Source organism: Martinezella sp. CNPSo 3957 (assembly GCF_057784395.1).
Map to the genome: position 1 here is coordinate 23,914 of NZ_JBXSOU010000009.1, position 15,269 is coordinate 39,182.

The 15,269-nt window shown below is 60.8% G+C and carries 17 protein-coding genes; 11 read left to right on the forward strand and 6 right to left on the reverse strand.

Annotation, left to right across the window (positions count from 1 at the left end; translation table 11 throughout):
- Positions 1-7 precede the first annotated feature (7 nt).
- The 3 genes from AC13QE_RS20485 to AC13QE_RS20495 all read left to right on the forward strand — a co-directional run bounded on the left by AC13QE_RS20485 (position 8) and on the right by AC13QE_RS20495 (position 2,305).
- Positions 8-625, forward strand: a complete 618-nt coding sequence (locus AC13QE_RS20485) for a hypothetical protein (protein WP_488485030.1) — start codon at positions 8-10, stop codon at positions 623-625.
- Between the two features lie 124 nt (positions 626-749).
- Positions 750-1,592: a glycosyltransferase family 25 protein gene (locus AC13QE_RS20490; protein ID WP_488485031.1), complete on the forward strand. Its 843-nt coding sequence runs from the start codon at positions 750-752 to the stop codon at positions 1,590-1,592.
- An 11-nt stretch (positions 1,593-1,603) separates the two neighbouring features.
- A complete protein-coding gene (locus tag AC13QE_RS20495; protein WP_488485032.1) occupies positions 1,604-2,305 on the forward strand; it encodes a polysaccharide deacetylase family protein in 702 nt (233 codons plus the stop codon).
- A 124-nt stretch (positions 2,306-2,429) separates the two neighbouring features.
- On the opposite strand, the gene AC13QE_RS20500 is transcribed toward AC13QE_RS20495, so the two are convergent.
- Positions 2,430-2,624 carry a hypothetical protein gene (locus tag AC13QE_RS20500; RefSeq protein ID WP_488485033.1) on the reverse strand — a complete coding sequence of 65 codons (195 nt, stop codon included), beginning with the start codon at positions 2,622-2,624 and terminating at the stop codon, positions 2,430-2,432.
- Between the two features lie 347 nt (positions 2,625-2,971).
- Between AC13QE_RS20500 and AC13QE_RS20505 the strand changes: the two genes are divergently transcribed.
- The 4 genes from AC13QE_RS20505 to AC13QE_RS20520 all read left to right on the forward strand — a co-directional run bounded on the left by AC13QE_RS20505 (position 2,972) and on the right by AC13QE_RS20520 (position 7,802).
- Positions 2,972-4,234 carry a flavin monoamine oxidase family protein gene (locus tag AC13QE_RS20505; RefSeq protein ID WP_488485034.1) on the forward strand — a complete coding sequence of 421 codons (1,263 nt, stop codon included), beginning with the start codon at positions 2,972-2,974 and terminating at the stop codon, positions 4,232-4,234.
- 191 nt (positions 4,235-4,425) lie between these two features.
- A complete protein-coding gene (locus tag AC13QE_RS20510) occupies positions 4,426-5,523 on the forward strand; it encodes a branched-chain amino acid aminotransferase (RefSeq protein ID WP_488485035.1) in 1,098 nt (365 codons plus the stop codon).
- Positions 5,524-5,724: 201 nt separating this feature from the next.
- A complete protein-coding gene (locus AC13QE_RS20515) occupies positions 5,725-6,651 on the forward strand; it encodes an NAD(P)-dependent oxidoreductase (RefSeq protein ID WP_488485036.1) in 927 nt (308 codons plus the stop codon).
- 98 nt (positions 6,652-6,749) lie between these two features.
- Positions 6,750-7,802 (forward strand): NAD(P)H-dependent flavin oxidoreductase, encoded by a 1,053-nt coding sequence (locus AC13QE_RS20520; protein ID WP_488485037.1) that lies wholly within the window; start codon positions 6,750-6,752, stop codon positions 7,800-7,802.
- A 77-nt stretch (positions 7,803-7,879) separates the two neighbouring features.
- Here the strand turns inward: AC13QE_RS20520 and AC13QE_RS20525 are convergent, their stop codons facing one another.
- The 3 genes from AC13QE_RS20525 to AC13QE_RS20535 all read right to left on the reverse strand — a co-directional run bounded on the left by AC13QE_RS20525 (position 7,880) and on the right by AC13QE_RS20535 (position 9,431).
- On the reverse strand, positions 7,880-8,131 hold the full coding sequence (locus tag AC13QE_RS20525) for a DUF2312 domain-containing protein (RefSeq protein ID WP_015341059.1): 252 nt from the start codon (positions 8,129-8,131) through the stop codon (positions 7,880-7,882).
- Between the two features lie 172 nt (positions 8,132-8,303).
- On the reverse strand, positions 8,304-8,609 hold the full coding sequence (locus AC13QE_RS20530) for a DUF1244 domain-containing protein (protein WP_488485038.1): 306 nt from the start codon (positions 8,607-8,609) through the stop codon (positions 8,304-8,306).
- 27 nt (positions 8,610-8,636) lie between these two features.
- Positions 8,637-9,431, reverse strand: coding sequence for an N-formylglutamate amidohydrolase (locus AC13QE_RS20535; RefSeq protein ID WP_488485039.1), 795 nt, complete (start codon positions 9,429-9,431; stop codon positions 8,637-8,639).
- A gap of 203 nt (positions 9,432-9,634) precedes the next feature.
- Between AC13QE_RS20535 and AC13QE_RS20540 the strand changes: the two genes are divergently transcribed.
- From AC13QE_RS20540 to AC13QE_RS20555, 4 genes are all read left to right on the forward strand, one after another.
- A complete protein-coding gene (locus AC13QE_RS20540) occupies positions 9,635-10,123 on the forward strand; it encodes a DUF1036 domain-containing protein (RefSeq protein ID WP_041677973.1) in 489 nt (162 codons plus the stop codon).
- Entirely contained in the window at positions 10,123-11,562 is a 1,440-nt protein-coding gene (gene pyk / locus AC13QE_RS20545) for a pyruvate kinase (protein WP_015341054.1), read from the forward strand. Before AC13QE_RS20540 ends, pyk begins: the two co-directional genes overlap by 1 nt.
- Before the next feature lie 126 nt (positions 11,563-11,688).
- Positions 11,689-12,570, forward strand: a complete 882-nt coding sequence (locus tag AC13QE_RS20550; protein ID WP_488485040.1) for an NAD(P)-dependent oxidoreductase — start codon at positions 11,689-11,691, stop codon at positions 12,568-12,570.
- 323 nt (positions 12,571-12,893) lie between these two features.
- Positions 12,894-13,529: a LysE family translocator gene (locus tag AC13QE_RS20555; RefSeq protein ID WP_488485041.1), complete on the forward strand. Its 636-nt coding sequence runs from the start codon at positions 12,894-12,896 to the stop codon at positions 13,527-13,529.
- Positions 13,530-13,633: 104 nt separating this feature from the next.
- Here AC13QE_RS20555 and AC13QE_RS20560 read toward each other — a convergent pair whose 3' ends face one another.
- Positions 13,634-14,605 (reverse strand): threonine ammonia-lyase, encoded by a 972-nt coding sequence (locus AC13QE_RS20560; protein WP_488485042.1) that lies wholly within the window; start codon positions 14,603-14,605, stop codon positions 13,634-13,636.
- An 89-nt stretch (positions 14,606-14,694) separates the two neighbouring features.
- Positions 14,695-15,267 carry a DUF4865 family protein gene (locus AC13QE_RS20565; protein WP_488485043.1) on the reverse strand — a complete coding sequence of 191 codons (573 nt, stop codon included), beginning with the start codon at positions 15,265-15,267 and terminating at the stop codon, positions 14,695-14,697.
- Positions 15,268-15,269: the final 2 nt, after the last annotated feature.

Sequence of the window (15,269 nt, forward strand, 5' to 3'; positions counted from 1 at the left end):
CTCATATTTGACCCGCAAGACGGCAATCATCATCGGCAATGGCAAGCTGCAGTGCGACCTTTCCGAGGTCGTGGACAATGCGGAATTCGCAATGCGCTTCAACGAGCCGAAAGCCTCGATCGGGATGAGCGGCTCACGCACTGATATTCTCATGCTTGCAGCTTCCAGCAAGCCGATGCAGCGCCGATTGACGGACCCGGCCTTTCTGACAAGCCCGACTTTTACGGCCGCCAAAGAGGTCGTGCTGGCCTATCATCCCGATATCATCCGCAAATATCACCCCAAGCCCAATCTTCTCTCGCGCCTCAAAGGCAGGAGAAGCGATTGGACGATGCGGACGATCGAGTTGGTCGGCGCCGCCGGCAAGGAAATCCGCATCATGCCGCCGCAGTTCTACATCGAGGGCTGCGAGGAACTCGGCGTGAGCCAATGCCGCATGCACCAGCTCTTTCCGAGCACCGGCTTCTTCGGCATCCGATATGTGCTGTCGCGATTGCCTGCCGACGAGTGGGAGGTGAAGCTGTGCGGTTTCAGCTGGGAAGGGTGGAAACGCCATGCCTGGCTGGACGAGCGCCGCTGGGTTGAAGGCAAAATGGCGAGCGGCCGCATCAGCATGCTCGTTTAGCCTTCTTTCAGTTGTTCAGACCAGTTGAAAACAACCGTTTTCAGTTTGGCCTCAGGTTTGCCTAAGCTCGCTTTCATTCAGGGTTGCTAGAGCCTCGCGAAATATGACCTCGAGGTATCCATTCATGCAAGCCCACGAATTCAACCCGTCTTCGGCGATGCCGCTCGAAAGATCTCACACGGGATTCGAGTTCGCTCCTGCGTCCAATTTGGTCGGTACCGTTCTGGACGCGCCCGGCCAACCCGTCATTCGTGGCTTCATCATCCATCTCGCTCGCGCCCGCGATCGCATGCCGCAGGTCGAAAGGCTTGCTGTAAAGCTTCCGGTGCAAAGCGAGATCATCGAGGCAGTCGATGGCCGCACTCTGAGTACCGTCGAGATCGACAGCGTCTATCGGCCTCGGCTGCAGAAGCCATATTATCCGTTTGTCATGAGCGCGGGCGAGATCGCCTGTTTTCTGTCCCACCGTAAGGCCTGGGCTGCCATCGTCGAGCAGGGCATCGATGCCGGCCTTGTTTTCGAGGACGATGTCGAGATCGACGATGCGTTCCATGCCGCTTTTGCCGCCGCCAAGGCCTGCCTGAAGCCAGGTTCGTTTATTCGCTTCCCGTTTCGCATGGGCAAGGAGCATGGCAGATGTGTTCTCTCCCAGGGAGAGGCCGATGTCATTCAGCCGACGCGGATCGGGCTTGGCATGGTGGCGCAGCTTGTCAGCCGCGATGCTGCCATCCGCCTGCTGGAGGCGACTTCCGTCTTCGATCGACCCGTCGATACCACCGTGCAGATGAGCTGGTTTACCCGCGTATCGCCGCTTTCGGTTGTGCCCGGCGGCGTGCGTGAAATCTCTCCCCAGCTCGGCGGCAGCACGATCAAAAGCCGCAAGACAGTAATGGAAACGCTCTCCAGAGAGGTGTTGCGGCCACTCTATCGTGCCAAGATCGCGCTTCGCTCGCGCCGCATCATCTGAGACGCTCCATCGTGGCTGTTCCGATCCTCGCATATCATCAGATTGCGGTGCCGCCGTCGCGCAAGGCGCCGTTCAGAAGCATGGTCGTCCATCCAGAAGCCTTCCGCCGTCAGATGGAATGGCTGAAAAGGCTTGGAATTCAGGGTGTGTCGCTGCGGGAGGCAATGCCTTACATCCGCGGCGAGAAGACCGGCAAAATCGCTGCCATCACCTTCGATGACAGCTATGCCAATGTCTATGAGAACGCCTTGCCCGTGCTGCAGGAGTTCGGCTTTACCGCCACGAATTTCGTCGTGGCGAACCAGATCGGCGGCAGCAATGTCTGGGATGCCCCTCTTGGGGTGGCGCAGGCGCCTTGCATGTCGGTCGAACAGCTGAAGCATTGGCACAGGCTCGGGCACGAGGTGGGATCGCATACGCTCGATCACGTTCGCCTGCCGCAATTGCCCATGGAAGAGGCACGCCGTCAGATCACACATTCGCGCGAGCTGCTCGAAGATTTGCTGGATGAGGGAATCTCGTCCTTCTGCTTTCCCTATGGCGACGAAACGCCGCTCGACCGCGTGCTTGCCTACGAAGCCGGTTACAGCGCCGCAACGACGACACGCCGCGGTCGGGCGCGATCAGGCGACGATCCCTTCGGCTTGCCGCGCGCCACTATCCGGCGTAATGACAGCTGGCTGCATTTCATCAAGAAATGTGCCCTCGGATAACGAGTCCCTGTAGTCAGGGTGCTACCGTAAAGCTGTAGCTGCCGTCGGTCTTATGGCCGGCGCTGGAAAGTACGGCGCCCACGCATCTTGGTCTTCATTTCTGCCTTATCGACCGCGGCGTCTGCTACTTCTGTTTTTGGGGCGCGAAATTGGCCGTCGGATGAGCATTGCTGTCGCTGAGTATGGCAGCTCCGTCGACATGGTTCTGTGCTGTCGCCGCCGGCGGCAGGAGGGTCCAGGTGAAATAGGCAATCAGACCGCAGACGCCGAGCAGGAAGACGGTGAGGATCGCGGGGATGGACCACTCCTTCGTGAACATCGATGTTTCCTGACGCGACTTGAAAGAAGCCCGACGTCCGGCTGCCGTCTTATTGAGCTGTGTTGGCACAAGCGCCTCCAATATTACGCGTCGCGGTCGAAAGTGTTGTTGTGAAGGTCGGTTTCCGCACGATCTTCCTCATTATCTGCCTCGATGAAGCACGTACGACATTCGTCATTTCGGCTCAATGCGGCAATTTGGTATGCCCATCATTGTGACCGTTTACAGGCCGCGCCGAGGTCGGCTACAGATGATCGACAGGGCTCGCGCCGGCGGATTGGCGAGCCTCATATCATCAAGTCGCGCGGCTGGATTATTCTCCGGCGCTTGCGCGAAAAGGAATCGGAATGCCCATCGAATCCTGGAGAGGCGGCGAGGTCGACGTTGCCGTGATCGGCGCCGGCGCAGCCGGTGTAGCTGCAGCCCGGCAGCTGCAATTGCTTCGGCCGGATCTCTCGATCGTCTTGCTCGAAGCCTCCGATCGCGTCGGCGGCCGCGCCCGCTCAATCCATCCGTTCGGCACCGACGCCGCCGCGCTCGATCTCGGCTGCGGCTGGCTGCATGGCGCGCGCACCAATGCCTGGACTGATATTGCCGAGGAAGTAGGCCTGACCGTCGATCGCACGCCTGCGCCCTGGAGCGATGGCGGCCATCGGTTGGAACAGAATGATCCCGATGCGAAGGCTGCGGCTGCCGCCGTCAACGACTTCTTCGGGCGGGTCTATGAGTATGAGGGTGACGCGGACGCCGATCTCTCGGCCATGTTGTCTCCTGATGATCCGTGGAATGAAAGGATTTACGCCGTCGGCGCCTTCATGACCGGAGGAGAGCTCGACAAGTCCTCGGTGATCGATCTTGGCCGCTACGATCCCGGCCCCGGTCCTGACTGGCGCGTGCGGCAGGGCTACGGTACCCTGGTCGCCACCTACGGCTTGCCGGTGCCGACCGTTGTCGGCGCCGAGGTCTGCCGCATCGACCACAGCGGCGCCGGCCATATCGTGCTTTCGACAGGCAAGGGTGAGCTGCGGGCGAAGGCCGTCATTGTCACGGTTTCAACCAATGCGCTTGCGGCCGAACGCATCGCCTTCTGGCCGCCTTTGCCGGAAAAGATCGAGGCGGCGTCCCGGCTGCCGCTCGGCCTGGCAAACAAGCTTTTCCTCCGCGTTGCCGAACCTCGGATATTTCCGGAGGATACGCATGTGATGGGATCGCAGTATAGCCGCCGGACGGGCGCCTATCAGCTGAAGCCATTCGGTGTGCCGGTCATCGAGGCCTATTTTGCCGCCGATCTCGCGCTCGATCTGGAGCGGCAGGGCGTCGATGCGATGTTTGGTTTTTCGGTGGAGCAGCTGAAGCGCGTCTTCGGTGCCGATGTCGGCAAGACGCTGTCGCCGCTGGCTGCGTCAGCCTGGGCGGGAGAGCCTTTCTTCGGTGGTTCTTATTCCTATGCGACGCCCGGTGCTTCCGACCTGCGCAGCGTCCTTGCCGCTCCTCATAACGAGCGTTTGTTCTTCGCCGGAGAAGCCTGTTCGAAGACGCGTTATTCTACCGCGCACGGCGCCTATGAAACCGGCGTGGCTGCCGCCGAAGCCATCGCGAAAACGCTGTGATGGGAGCCCCATGAGACCGAGAGCCAGCTTCCAGGCGAGAAATAGCGATTCGCCTCGTAATTTTATGCAAATCGCTCTTAAACTTGCGTGAGAACAGGCGTAAACGCAATCAAATACCACCTGATTTGATTTACACCATCCTTCGGGAGATGGGCGGCGAAAGCCGCGGCAAAAGAAGCATTGGAGGAGCCATGAGCACCGGCGAAACATTAACCTTCGACATCCAGAAAAACCCCAATCCCGCGACGGCGAGCGAGCGGGAGGCGCTGTTGCAGAACCCGGGCTTCGGCCGCATCTTTACCGATCACATGGTAACGATCCACTACTCGCAGGACCGTGGCTGGCACAGCGCCAAGATCGAGCCGCGCAAGGCGCTTGCTCTCGATCCGGCAACCGTGGTGCTTCATTATGCCCAGGAAATCTTCGAAGGCATGAAAGCCTATCACCTGCCGGATGGCGGGGCCGCCCTTTTCCGCCCGAGCGCCAATGCGCTCCGTTTCCAGAATTCGGCCGAACGGCTGGCGATGCCGCGCTTGCCGGAAGAGCTTTTTGTCGAGTCCGTACGCGAGCTGGTCAAGATCGAGCGCGAATGGATCCCGACCGCGGAAGGGGCATCGCTCTATCTCCGGCCGTTCCTGATCGGCACCGAAGTCGCTCTCGGCACAAAACCGTCGGCAGAATATATCTATTGCGTCATTGCCTCCCCCGTCGCCTCCTTTTTCAAGGGCGGCGGATCGGCCGTTACGCTCTGGGTGTCCGAGAATTTCACCCGCGCCGCGCCTGGCGGCACGGGTGCTGCCAAGTGCGGCGGCAACTACGCCGCAAGCCTTGCCGCATTGGCTGAGGGCCAGCGCGAAGGCTGCGATCAGGTCGTCTTCCTCGATGCCGTCGAAAAGCGCTGGATCGAGGAGCTTGGCGGCATGAACGTCTTCTTCGTCTTCGATGACGGATCGCTGCAGACGCCGCCGCTCACCGGCACGATCCTGCCCGGTATCACCCGCGATTCGCTGATCAAGCTTGGGCGCGACATGGGCCTGACGGTGCGCGAAGAGCCCTATTCGATCGAGCAGTGGCAGGCGGATGCCGAGAGCGGGCGCCTGCGCGAATCCTTCGCCTGCGGCACGGCGGCTGTCGTGACTCCGATCGGCAAGGTGAAGGGCCGCAAGCACAGCTTCACCATCGGCGACGGCAATGCCGGCGCTACGACGCAGCGTCTAAAGGCTGCGCTGACCGACATCCAGTTCGGCCGCGCGCCGGACAAGAACGAGTGGCTGGACCGCCTGTTCTAAGCGAACCATGAACCCATATCCGGCGGGAAAAGGCATATGAGCTCTCCCGCCGGCTTCTGACTCAAGAGCGGTTCAGCTTTTCGTGAAATATCTGAACCGCTCAATCTCTTTGTTTCACGCAATCCCGGACGGAAAACCGCTGCGCATTTTTCCTGGAATTGCTCTAAAGTTCGCATAGTCACCCGAACCATCGGAGTTGTCATGATGACCAACGTCAGCGAACGTCCCGGCGACGAGCCGGGCGAGGAGATCGGCTTTGTCGGTCTCGGCGTCATGGGCCAGCCGATGGCCCTCAATCTCGCAAAGGCAGGCACCAGGCTTGTCGTGTGGAATAGATCGCCGGCGGCGACCGATCCGTTGCGGGAGGCGGGTGCGACGGTCGCTGTTAGCGTCGAGGAGGTGTTCGAACGCACGCGCATCGTCATCCTCATGCTGGTCAACGAAACCGTGTTGGACGAGGTGCTGCGGCGCGGGACACCGGACTTCGAAAAGCTGGTATCCGGGCATATCGTGGTTTCGATGGGAAGCAATTCGCCCGGCTATTCACGCAGATTGGCCGCCGATATTTTCGCAGCCGGTGGGCGCTATGTCGAAGCCCCGGTTTCGGGCTCGCGGAAGCCTGCCGAGACAGCGCAGCTGGTCGCGCTGCTCGGCGGCGATGCGGATACGGTTGCCGAGGTGCGGCCGCTGCTTACGCCGATGTGCCGCGAAACGATCCTGTGCGGTCCGGTCGGCAATGCGCTGCTGATGAAGTTGGCTGTCAATCTCTATCTCTGCACGACGCTGGCGGGTCTCGCAGAAGCCTCGCATTTCGCCGAGCGGAACGGCCTCGATCTCGAAACTTTTCAGGCTGCGATCGATTCCGGCCCGATGGCCAGCGATCTGACGCGCGTGAAAATTCCGAAGCTTGTTGCGCGGGATTTTTCAGTGCAGGCGGCGACAGCCGATGCGTTCAACAGCACGAAACTGATTGCCGAGGCGGCTCGTGCCGTCGGCATGGCATCGCCGGTCCTTGATGTCTGCCGTATTCTTTACGGCGAGAGCGTCGAACTCGGCAACGGCCGGCTCGACATGGTGTCGGTGGTTGCGGCCATCGAGGCCCGCACCGAAGCGCTCAGGCGGGGCTGAATAGACCTAAATTTCGTCAAGCTCACGCTTGGGAAGCCGTCTTGCGGCACCTATGTTGCATGGAGACCTGAACAGACATTTCTGAAAGGACGCCGGACATGTCTGCACCTATGGACAGCAATCTTTTTCAACAACTTGGCTTGAAGCATCCGTTGATCGTCGCGCCGATGGCGGGCGGTCCTTCGTCGGTGGAGCTGATGGCGGCGGCTTCTGCCGCAGGCGCGCTCGGCGCCATGGGCGGCGCCTATTTAAATGCCGTGGCCATCGAAGCCTTTGCCGCCCAGGTACGTCAACGAACCGACAAGCCGTTTTCGATCAATCTCTTCATCCCGCACTCAATCCCGGAAGTTGCCACTGATCGGTTTGAGCGCGCGGCGGCGGCGACCGCACGATATCGCCAGGAGTTGGAACTGCCGTCGCCGCAGCTTTCGCCTCCCTACGAAGAGGATTTCGATGCGCAGTTCGAAGCTGTCTTGCGTATTAAACCCGCATGCTTCAGCTTCGTCTTCGGCCTGTTGCCGGCCGGCTATGTACGGGAAGCGAAGAAAGCTGGTATTCCGCTGATCGGCACAGCGACGACACTCGATGAGGCGAGGGCGCTGGAAGAGAGCGGCGTGGATGCGATCGTGCTGCAAGGGTTTGAAGCGGGCGGTCATCGCGGCATTTTCGATGCGCGGGCAGCGGATCCGGAAATCGGCATGCGCGATCTCCTGGCGCAATGCGTCGGCACCATTCGTTTGCCGCTGATCGCAGCCGGCGGCATCATGACCCCAAGCGATATCCGGGCGGCGCTGCTGGCGGGAGCGCAGGCCATGCAGATGGGCACGGCCTTCCTTGCCTGCGCGGAAGCCGGAACATCGGCACCCTATCGCAGGAAGCTGCTGGAAACGCCGGAGCGAAAGACGCGAACGACACGCGCCTTTTCGGGCCGCTTTGCGCGCGGCATCGAGAACCGCTTCATGAACGAGATGGATGGGAGGCCGGAGGCTATCCTTCCCTTTCCGGCGCAAAACAAGTTCACGCGGGACATACGCGCGGCGTCGATGGCGAAGGGGGCGCCGGATTTCCTGTCTCTATGGTCAGGAACCGGCAAGGGTGAGCTTTGGCAGGGTGGTGCCGCCGATCTGATTGCTCGCCTTTTTCCAGAATGACAGGTTCTTCGTCCAGATAAAAGAATGGAGCCGGCAAGCCGGCTCCAGATCATCTCGCAAGGCTCATAAAGCCTTGATTATTCCATGCCGAGTGCGGCCATGTAGGTCTGCAGGATGGATTCTTCTTCCAGGCGTTCGTTCGCGTCCTTCTTGCGAAGGCGGATGATGGTGCGGATCGCCTTGGTGTCATAGCCGCGGCCCTTGGCCTCGCCCATGACGTCCTTAATATCGCTTCCAATCGCGGCCTTTTCTTCTTCGAGGCGCTCGATGCGCTCGATGAATTGACGCAGTTCCGCCGCGGCCACGTTCTCGACGCTGTTCTCTTCCATGCACTTCTCCTAAAGGGTCTCAAAGGGTCGCTTGCAGCCCGTCGCAGATGAGATCGGTCAGTCACCGATAGGGGCACATCGCTTCAGGGCTTGCGCGGGATTTCGAATTCGATCGGGCAGTTGACGTGCCGCGAATGGCGCGCAAGGTCAAGCCGAATTGGTGAAGGGAGCGTTAATCTTTCGGCTTGTTCTGCTCGAAAGCGGCTTTTTGCACAGGCGAGGCTTCTTTCTGGTGCAGGTTCTTCCAATCCTCGTAGGGCATGCCATAGATCACTTCGCGCGACTCGTCCTTGCTGACGGGCAGGCCCGCCTCTTCGGCCGCTTCGCGATACCAGTTGGAGAGGCAGTTGCGGCAGAAGCCGGCGAGGTTCATCAGGTCGATGTTCTGAACGTCGCTGCGTTCGCGCAAATGCGCAACGAGGCGGCGGAAGGCAGCGGCCTCGAGCTCGGTCTGCTGTTGCTTGGTGACTTCGGTCATCTTTTTCTCCTCAATTCGCTTGCCGGCTCATACCTCATAAGGCCCAGTGCGCGAAGGATAGCGCTTATATTCATGGAGCGCCGGATCGGCATTGATCTCTGAGAAGATCGGCGCTAGGCGATCGGCCCATTCGACAATACCGGTCTCGTCGCCGATCAGATCCTGCCGGACTTCCAGCAGCGCATGCGCAATGCCCTTTGTCATGCAATGGCGGAACATGGTGTCGTTGCGCAGCGCGCCGTCATACGGCTCATTATCTCCGATAACGAGATCGGTATCGGCGCCGAGCTTTGCAAGGAGCGGCACGACGGCGCGGTCGTCGCTATCCCAGAGCACGCTGGCATGCCAGGGGCGCGGCACACCCTTCCACGCCGGCGTGAAGGAGTGCAGCGAGAAAACCAGAGGTGCCTTGCCCGTTGCTTCTGCCACGGCGGAAATCGTTTCGTCGACCGCTTCATGATAGGGCCGGTGGAAGGCTTCTATACGGTTATTCCATTCTTCATCCGTGATCGGATGATTGCCCGGAATGATCGCGCCATCCGAGATCTTCATGATGAGCGTGGGGTCGTCCTCGCCGCGGTTTGGATCGATCAGCAGACGGGAAAAGCCGCCAAGCACGCCCGGCACGTCCAGCCGCGCGCAGAGATGACGGCAGAGGCCTTCGATGCCGATGTCGTAGGCGATGTGGCGGGAGAAGGCGGTCTCCGGCAGGCCGAGGCTGCCGTAGCGCTCGGGCAGGCGCCGCATGGCGTGGTCGCCGAGAATGACCATGCCTTTGTCACGATTGCCGGGTATAAATTCAAACGGTCTGAAATCGGTCATGCGGATTGTCGATTATTGAAATTTTCAACTCTTTGTTTGATTGCATGTGCGGATGGAAGGTGCAAGGTTTGCAGCTTCGATCGGATGAGGGGCGGCGCATGGTGCCGCCACCGTCCCGTGAAGAAAATATAATCGATTAGAGTTGCGTTGACATTCATGGGATGGCAGCGCAAGAAGACGCAACAACGAATAACCGGGAGCCAATTGGAGCCGTGTCCAGCCAAGTCGCGCCACGTTTCGTTAAGCGGTCAGGCCCGCTCGCCCGAATCGCCTTCCTCATTCTCGCCGCGGCAGCGCCGTTCTTCTTCATGCCGAATGCGGCCCATGCCGATTTCCGAACGTGCAACGGTACGCAGAACCTTGTCGGCGTTGCCATCGGCTATCGCGCCAAGGACGGCTGGGTGACGGAGGGTTGGTGGCAAATTCCGGCCAATACCTGCGCGACTTTGATCGAGGGGCCGCTTCAATCCCGCTATTATTATCTCTACGCAGAAGATGCGGCCCGCGGCGGCCGCTGGACGGGTGACGTCGAAATGTGCGTGGCGGAAAATGAATTCAAAATCCCAGGCGTCAAGGATTGCTACGCGCGTGGCTACCAGAAGATGGGATTCAAGGAATACGACACCGGGCGCCAGGCGAGCTGGATGGTTCAGCTTTCCGAGCCCTCGGGCAGCCAAGAAAGCCAGAATTGATGAGACGAAACCGAAAAGTCAAAATCCTCGCAACGCTCGGTCCGGCCTCCTCTTCGGAGGAAATGATCCAGAAGCTTCACGAGGCCGGGGCGGACCTGTTCCGCATCAACATGAGCCACGCCAGCCATGATGTGATGCGCACGCTGATCCAGCGCATTCGCGCCGTCGAAGCTCGCTGTGGTCGGCCGATCGGCATTCTCGCTGACTTGCAGGGTCCCAAGCTGCGCGTTGGCAAGTTTGCTGACACCAAGGTCGATCTCAAGCCAGGTCAGACTTTCACGCTCGACAATCAGGATATCCCCGGCGACAACACGCGTGTCTACCTGCCGCATCCGGAAATCCTGGAATCGGTTCAGCCCGGCCACCGCCTGCTGATCGATGATGGCAAGCTGGCGCTGCGTGCCGAAAAGTGCGACGGCAAGAGCATCGTCACGACTGTCATTTCGGGCACCAAGATTTCCGACCGCAAGGGCGTCAGCCTGCCCGATACCCTGCTCGGCGTCGGCGCGCTGACCGACAAGGACCGCGCCGACCTCGACGCCGTTCTCGCGACCAATGAAGTCGACTGGGTCGCGCTCTCCTTCATCCAGCGCCCGGAAGACCTGACGGAGGTTCGCAAGATCTCACATGGCCGTGTCGGCCTGATGTCGAAGATCGAAAAGCCGCAGGCTGTCGAGCGCATCGAGGAAATCATCGAGCTTTCCGACGCGCTGATGGTGGCCCGCGGCGACCTCGGCGTGGAAATGCCGCTGGAAGCCGTTCCGGGTATCCAGAAGCAGCTGATCCGCGCATGCCGCCGCTCCGGCAAGCCCGTGGTCGTCGCCACGCAGATGCTGGAATCGATGATCTCCGCGCCGGTCCCGACCCGCGCCGAAGTCTCCGACGTCGCAACCGCCGTCTTCGAAGGCGCCGATGCCGTCATGCTCTCGGCGGAATCCGCCTCCGGCGACTATCCGGTCGAAGCCGTTTCCATGATGGCGTCGATTGCAGGCACCATCGAGCGCGAGCCGCATTATCCGGGCATCATCTATGCTCAGCGCGCTCTACCTGAAGCAACTGGCGCCGACGCGATCTCGCTCGCCGCCCGCCAGATCGCCGAGACGCTGAAGCTTGCCGCCATCGTCTGCTACACGTCGTCCGGCACCACCGGTCTGCGCGCCTCGCGCGAGCGTCCGCAGGTTCCGATCCTGGCGCTGTCGCCGATCATCCAGACGGCACGCCGCCTGTCCGTCGTCTGGGGCATGCATTGTGTCGTCACTCACGATGCGACCGACCTCGACGACATGGTCAACAATGCCTGCCGCATCGTTGCCGAAGAAGGTTTCGGCAAGCCGGGCGACCGCATCATCATTTCGGCCGGTGTGCCGCTCGGCACGCCGGGCGCCACCAACATGCTGCGCATTGCCTATATCGGTTCGGATGGCCAGTCTGGCGTGTGATTGCCGACATCCGATTGCGGCAGCACCTGAAACATCCGAAACCCGCTGTCGAAAGACGGCGGGTTTTTTCTTGAAGCCGAAGCGCCTGCAATCCCCAAGCAGGCGGATTGAGAAGGAGATATGCCAATGAAAGTCGGATTTATCGGATTGGGCCAGATGGGCAGCGCCATGGCCGTCAATCTCATCAAGGCTGGGCATGAGGTGACCGTCTACAATCGCTCTCGCGACAAGGCCGAGGCTCTGGCTGGGGAAGGTGCCAAGGTTGCCGCAACCGTTGCGGAAGCCTGTGGCGGCGAGGCTGTCTTCACAATGCTCGCGCATGACGATGCGCTGTCGGCGGTCGTCCACGGCGATGGAGGCGTTCTGGCAAGCCTTGGCAAGGGTGCAGTTCATATTTCCGCCAGCACGATCAGCGTCGCCATGTCGGAAAGGCTGACGAGGGAACATGCCGCGGCAGGTCAGCACTTCGTGGCAGCGCCCGTCTTCGGCCGTCCGGAAGCGGCGGCAGCGGCAAAGCTCTTCGTTGCCGCTGCGGGTGCGCCTGATGCGATCCAAACGGTCACGCCGCTCTTCGACGCCATCGGTCAGCGCACCTTCGTCCTCGGCGAGGAGCCGAAGGCGGCCAATCTCGTCAAGCTCAGCGGCAATTTCCTCATCGCTTCGGTCATCGAGTCGCTGGGCGAGGCCATGGCGCTGGTCGAGAAGGGCGGTGTCGACCGGCATGCCTATCTCGATCTCTTGACCTCGACGCTGTTCAACGCGCCTGTCTACAAGACCTATGGCGGGCTGATTGCGGACCGCAAGTTCCAGCCGGCGGGCTTTACGGCCCCGCTCGGCCAGAAGGATATTCGGTTGGCTTTGGCGGCCGGCGAGGCGCTGAACGTGCCGCTGCCATTGGCGAGCCTGCTGCGTGATCGGTTCCTCAACCTGCTGGCGCATGGCGGAGAGGAACTGGACTGGTCGGCGATTGGCGCGCTGGCGGCGAAAGATGCGGGGTTGGTGGGGTAATTATGTAAACATCGGTGACTGAGTGTGAGGAGGGTGCGTACCCCCCTCTGTCACTTCGTGACATCTCCCCCACAAGGGGGGAGATCGTTTGGAGCTTGCCGCCTGTTCTTTTCAAACCACTAGGCTGTAGTTGCTGCACATCCGACATTTGTTTGAGGCACGTCGGTGCTGCGGGTAACCGATCTCCCCCCTTGTGGGGGAGATGTCCCGACAGGGACAGAGGGGGGTATCAGAAGTACGGCATACTCAAAGCCTCCATCAAGCAACCCCTTGCTAAGTACCCCACCACATGCAACCTTCCTATCTTCCAGAGGAGGGACCTCATGCATCTGACCACGCTGCTTGCCTTCGCCACCGTTTCCTTCATCGGTATCGCGACGCCGGGGCCGACTGTGCTTCTGGCGTTGACCAATGGCTCGCGCTTCGGCATCAGGCGCGCCTTGCCGGGCATGATCGGTGCCGTTCTTTCCGATGCGGTGCTGATCAGCGCCGTCGCCATCGGGCTTGGTGCCTTGCTGGCGGCTTCCGAATTCTGGTTCTCGGCCCTGAAATGGGTGGGTGCGGCCTATCTCGCCTTTCTCGGCATCATGATGTTGCGCTCCAAGGGGAGCATCGACGGTGCCTTACAGGCGATCGCAAGCCAATCGAAGGGAACCGCTTTCTCCATCGGCCTCAAGAGTTTCATGGTCGCCGTGACCAATCCGAAGGGCTATCTCTTCTTCTCAGCCTTCCTGCCGCAGTTCATCGACCCTTCAGCGCCGCAGATTCAGCAATACATCGTGCTCGGCGCGATCTTCGCTGCGCTCGATTTCATGATCATGTTCGGCTATGCGGTGTTCGGTTCGCAGGCCGTCCGTGTCCTGAAGTCGGAGGGGGCGAAATGGCTTGAGCGCGCCTGTGGCGGCGCGCTGCTGGCTCTTGCCGGTTCGCTGGCGCTCTATCGCCGCGCCGTCAACTAGAACAATTCCAGGAAAAGTGCGTAGCGGTTTTCCGTCTGGAATTGGGAAAAACAAAGAGATAAAGCGGTTCAGAGCTTCCGTGAAAAGCTGAACCGCTCTGGGATCTAGTGGCGGCTCAACGCCGCCTCGAAAACATCCTGATCGACATTGCCGCCAGAGGTGACGGCGATCACCGCATCACTCTCGATTTGCCTGCCGTGGAAGAGTGCGGCAGCAAGCGCGACTGCGCCGCCCGGTTCAACCACGATCTTCAGCCGAGTGAAGGCGAGTGCCATGGCCTTCTGCGCTTCCTCGTCTGTCACGACGAGGCCGGGGCCGCAGAGGCGTTTCATGATCGGAAAGGTGATGTTGCCCGGCTGCGGCGTGATGATGGCGTCGCAAATCGAGCCCTGCAGCGCGACATTGCGCTCGATCTTGCCTGAGGCCAGCGAGCGGGTGGTGTCATCGAAGTTTTCCGGCTCGCAAGGGCGTGCCGTGAGGCCCGGTGCGCGGGATTCGAGCGCCAGAGCGATCCCTGAAGTCAGGCCGCCACCGCCGCAGGGCACGAGCACGCTGGCTGTCTCGATGCCTTCCTCCGCCGCCTGCTCTGCGATCTCCAGCCCGGTTGTTCCCTGGCCGGCGATCACCTGCGGTTCGTCGAAGGGTTTGATGAGCGTCAGGCCGCGCTCCCCGGAAATGCGCGCGCCGATCTCGTCGCGATCTTCCTTGATACGATCATAGAGCACGACCTCGGCGCCGAAGGCGCGGGTATTGGCGATCTTCAGCTTTGGCGCATCCGTCGGCATGATGATGACCGAGGGGACGCCGTGCAGCTTTGCCGCCAGCGCCACCCCTTGGGCGTGGTTGCCGGAGGAAAACGCGATGACACCTCTGGCGCGCACGGACGGCTCCAGCGCTGAAACCGCCGACCAGCCGCCGCGAAACTTGAAGGAGCCGGAATGCTGCAGGCACTCGGCCTTCACGAAGAGGCGGCGCCCGGCGATCTCGTCGAGAAAGGGCGAGGAGAGAAGCGGCGTGCGTCGCGCCCTGCCGCCGAGGCGAGTGCGGGCGGCTTCGATCATTGCGATATCGACCATGGAGGGATCACTCTTCGGATTCAGAAAGACTTTCCATCCATAAAGCGCCCGCCTTTCCTTTAAAACAAGGAGATTGTCTCCGTGACACTTCAGGCGATGCCTGGCAGCGAGAGGTACCCGACATCATAGGTCTGCAGACCGGATTTAGCCGGATTTTCGGGCGGCTCTGCCAATAGGCGGAAGCGTACCAGCGTCCAGTGGGTCGGTTCGAAGGCGGCGACCGAAGCGAGGGCTTCACCGTTCGATATGGCCTGCGCTGCTGCCTCGATCTCCTTCGCGCGGAGTTCGGCAAGCGATGTTTCGGCGTCGATCGCGACCACCTCGCGCGTGGCGAACTTGGCGCTGCGAATATCCGCAGATGTCTCGACGTGCCAGGCGATCCAGGTATTGACCTGAGGACGACCGAAATTCTCGGTCAGGGCCGCGAAGCCTGGGCCAGAGACGAAGTCGCTCAGGCTCTGTTCTTCATGCCAGACATAAAAGGGGGAATAAAGGTTCTGCCGGCTCCCCGTGACGACATCGCCCTTTCTTGCCGTTAGGTAGGCCTTGAACTTCAGGCCCGGGAGATTGTCGAGCAGGGGACCTTTTTCACGGATACGGCGATCGATGATCGCCATGTCGTAATCCGCGGGTAGGGGGAAGTTATATTGCATGGCGATCATCG

Coding starts and splice junctions, on each gene's coding strand:
- AC13QE_RS20490 (WP_488485031.1), top strand. CDS start 750: ATGCAAGCCCACGAATTCAACCCGTCTTCGGCGATGCCGCTCGAAAGA.
- AC13QE_RS20500 (WP_488485033.1), bottom strand. CDS start 2,624: ATGTTCACGAAGGAGTGGTCCATCCCCGCGATCCTCACCGTCTTCCTG.
- AC13QE_RS20505 (WP_488485034.1), top strand. CDS start 2,972: ATGCCCATCGAATCCTGGAGAGGCGGCGAGGTCGACGTTGCCGTGATC.
- AC13QE_RS20510 (WP_488485035.1), top strand. CDS start 4,426: ATGAGCACCGGCGAAACATTAACCTTCGACATCCAGAAAAACCCCAAT.
- AC13QE_RS20515 (WP_488485036.1), top strand. CDS start 5,725: ATGATGACCAACGTCAGCGAACGTCCCGGCGACGAGCCGGGCGAGGAG.
- AC13QE_RS20520 (WP_488485037.1), top strand. CDS start 6,750: ATGTCTGCACCTATGGACAGCAATCTTTTTCAACAACTTGGCTTGAAG.
- AC13QE_RS20525 (WP_015341059.1), bottom strand. CDS start 8,131: ATGGAAGAGAACAGCGTCGAGAACGTGGCCGCGGCGGAACTGCGTCAA.
- AC13QE_RS20530 (WP_488485038.1), bottom strand. CDS start 8,609: ATGACCGAAGTCACCAAGCAACAGCAGACCGAGCTCGAGGCCGCTGCC.
- AC13QE_RS20535 (WP_488485039.1), bottom strand. CDS start 9,431: ATGACCGATTTCAGACCGTTTGAATTTATACCCGGCAATCGTGACAAA.
- pyk (WP_015341054.1), top strand. CDS start 10,123: ATGAGACGAAACCGAAAAGTCAAAATCCTCGCAACGCTCGGTCCGGCC.
- AC13QE_RS20550 (WP_488485040.1), top strand. CDS start 11,689: ATGAAAGTCGGATTTATCGGATTGGGCCAGATGGGCAGCGCCATGGCC.
- AC13QE_RS20555 (WP_488485041.1), top strand. CDS start 12,894: ATGCATCTGACCACGCTGCTTGCCTTCGCCACCGTTTCCTTCATCGGT.
- AC13QE_RS20560 (WP_488485042.1), bottom strand. CDS start 14,605: ATGGTCGATATCGCAATGATCGAAGCCGCCCGCACTCGCCTCGGCGGC.
- AC13QE_RS20565 (WP_488485043.1), bottom strand. CDS start 15,267: ATGATCGCCATGCAATATAACTTCCCCCTACCCGCGGATTACGACATG.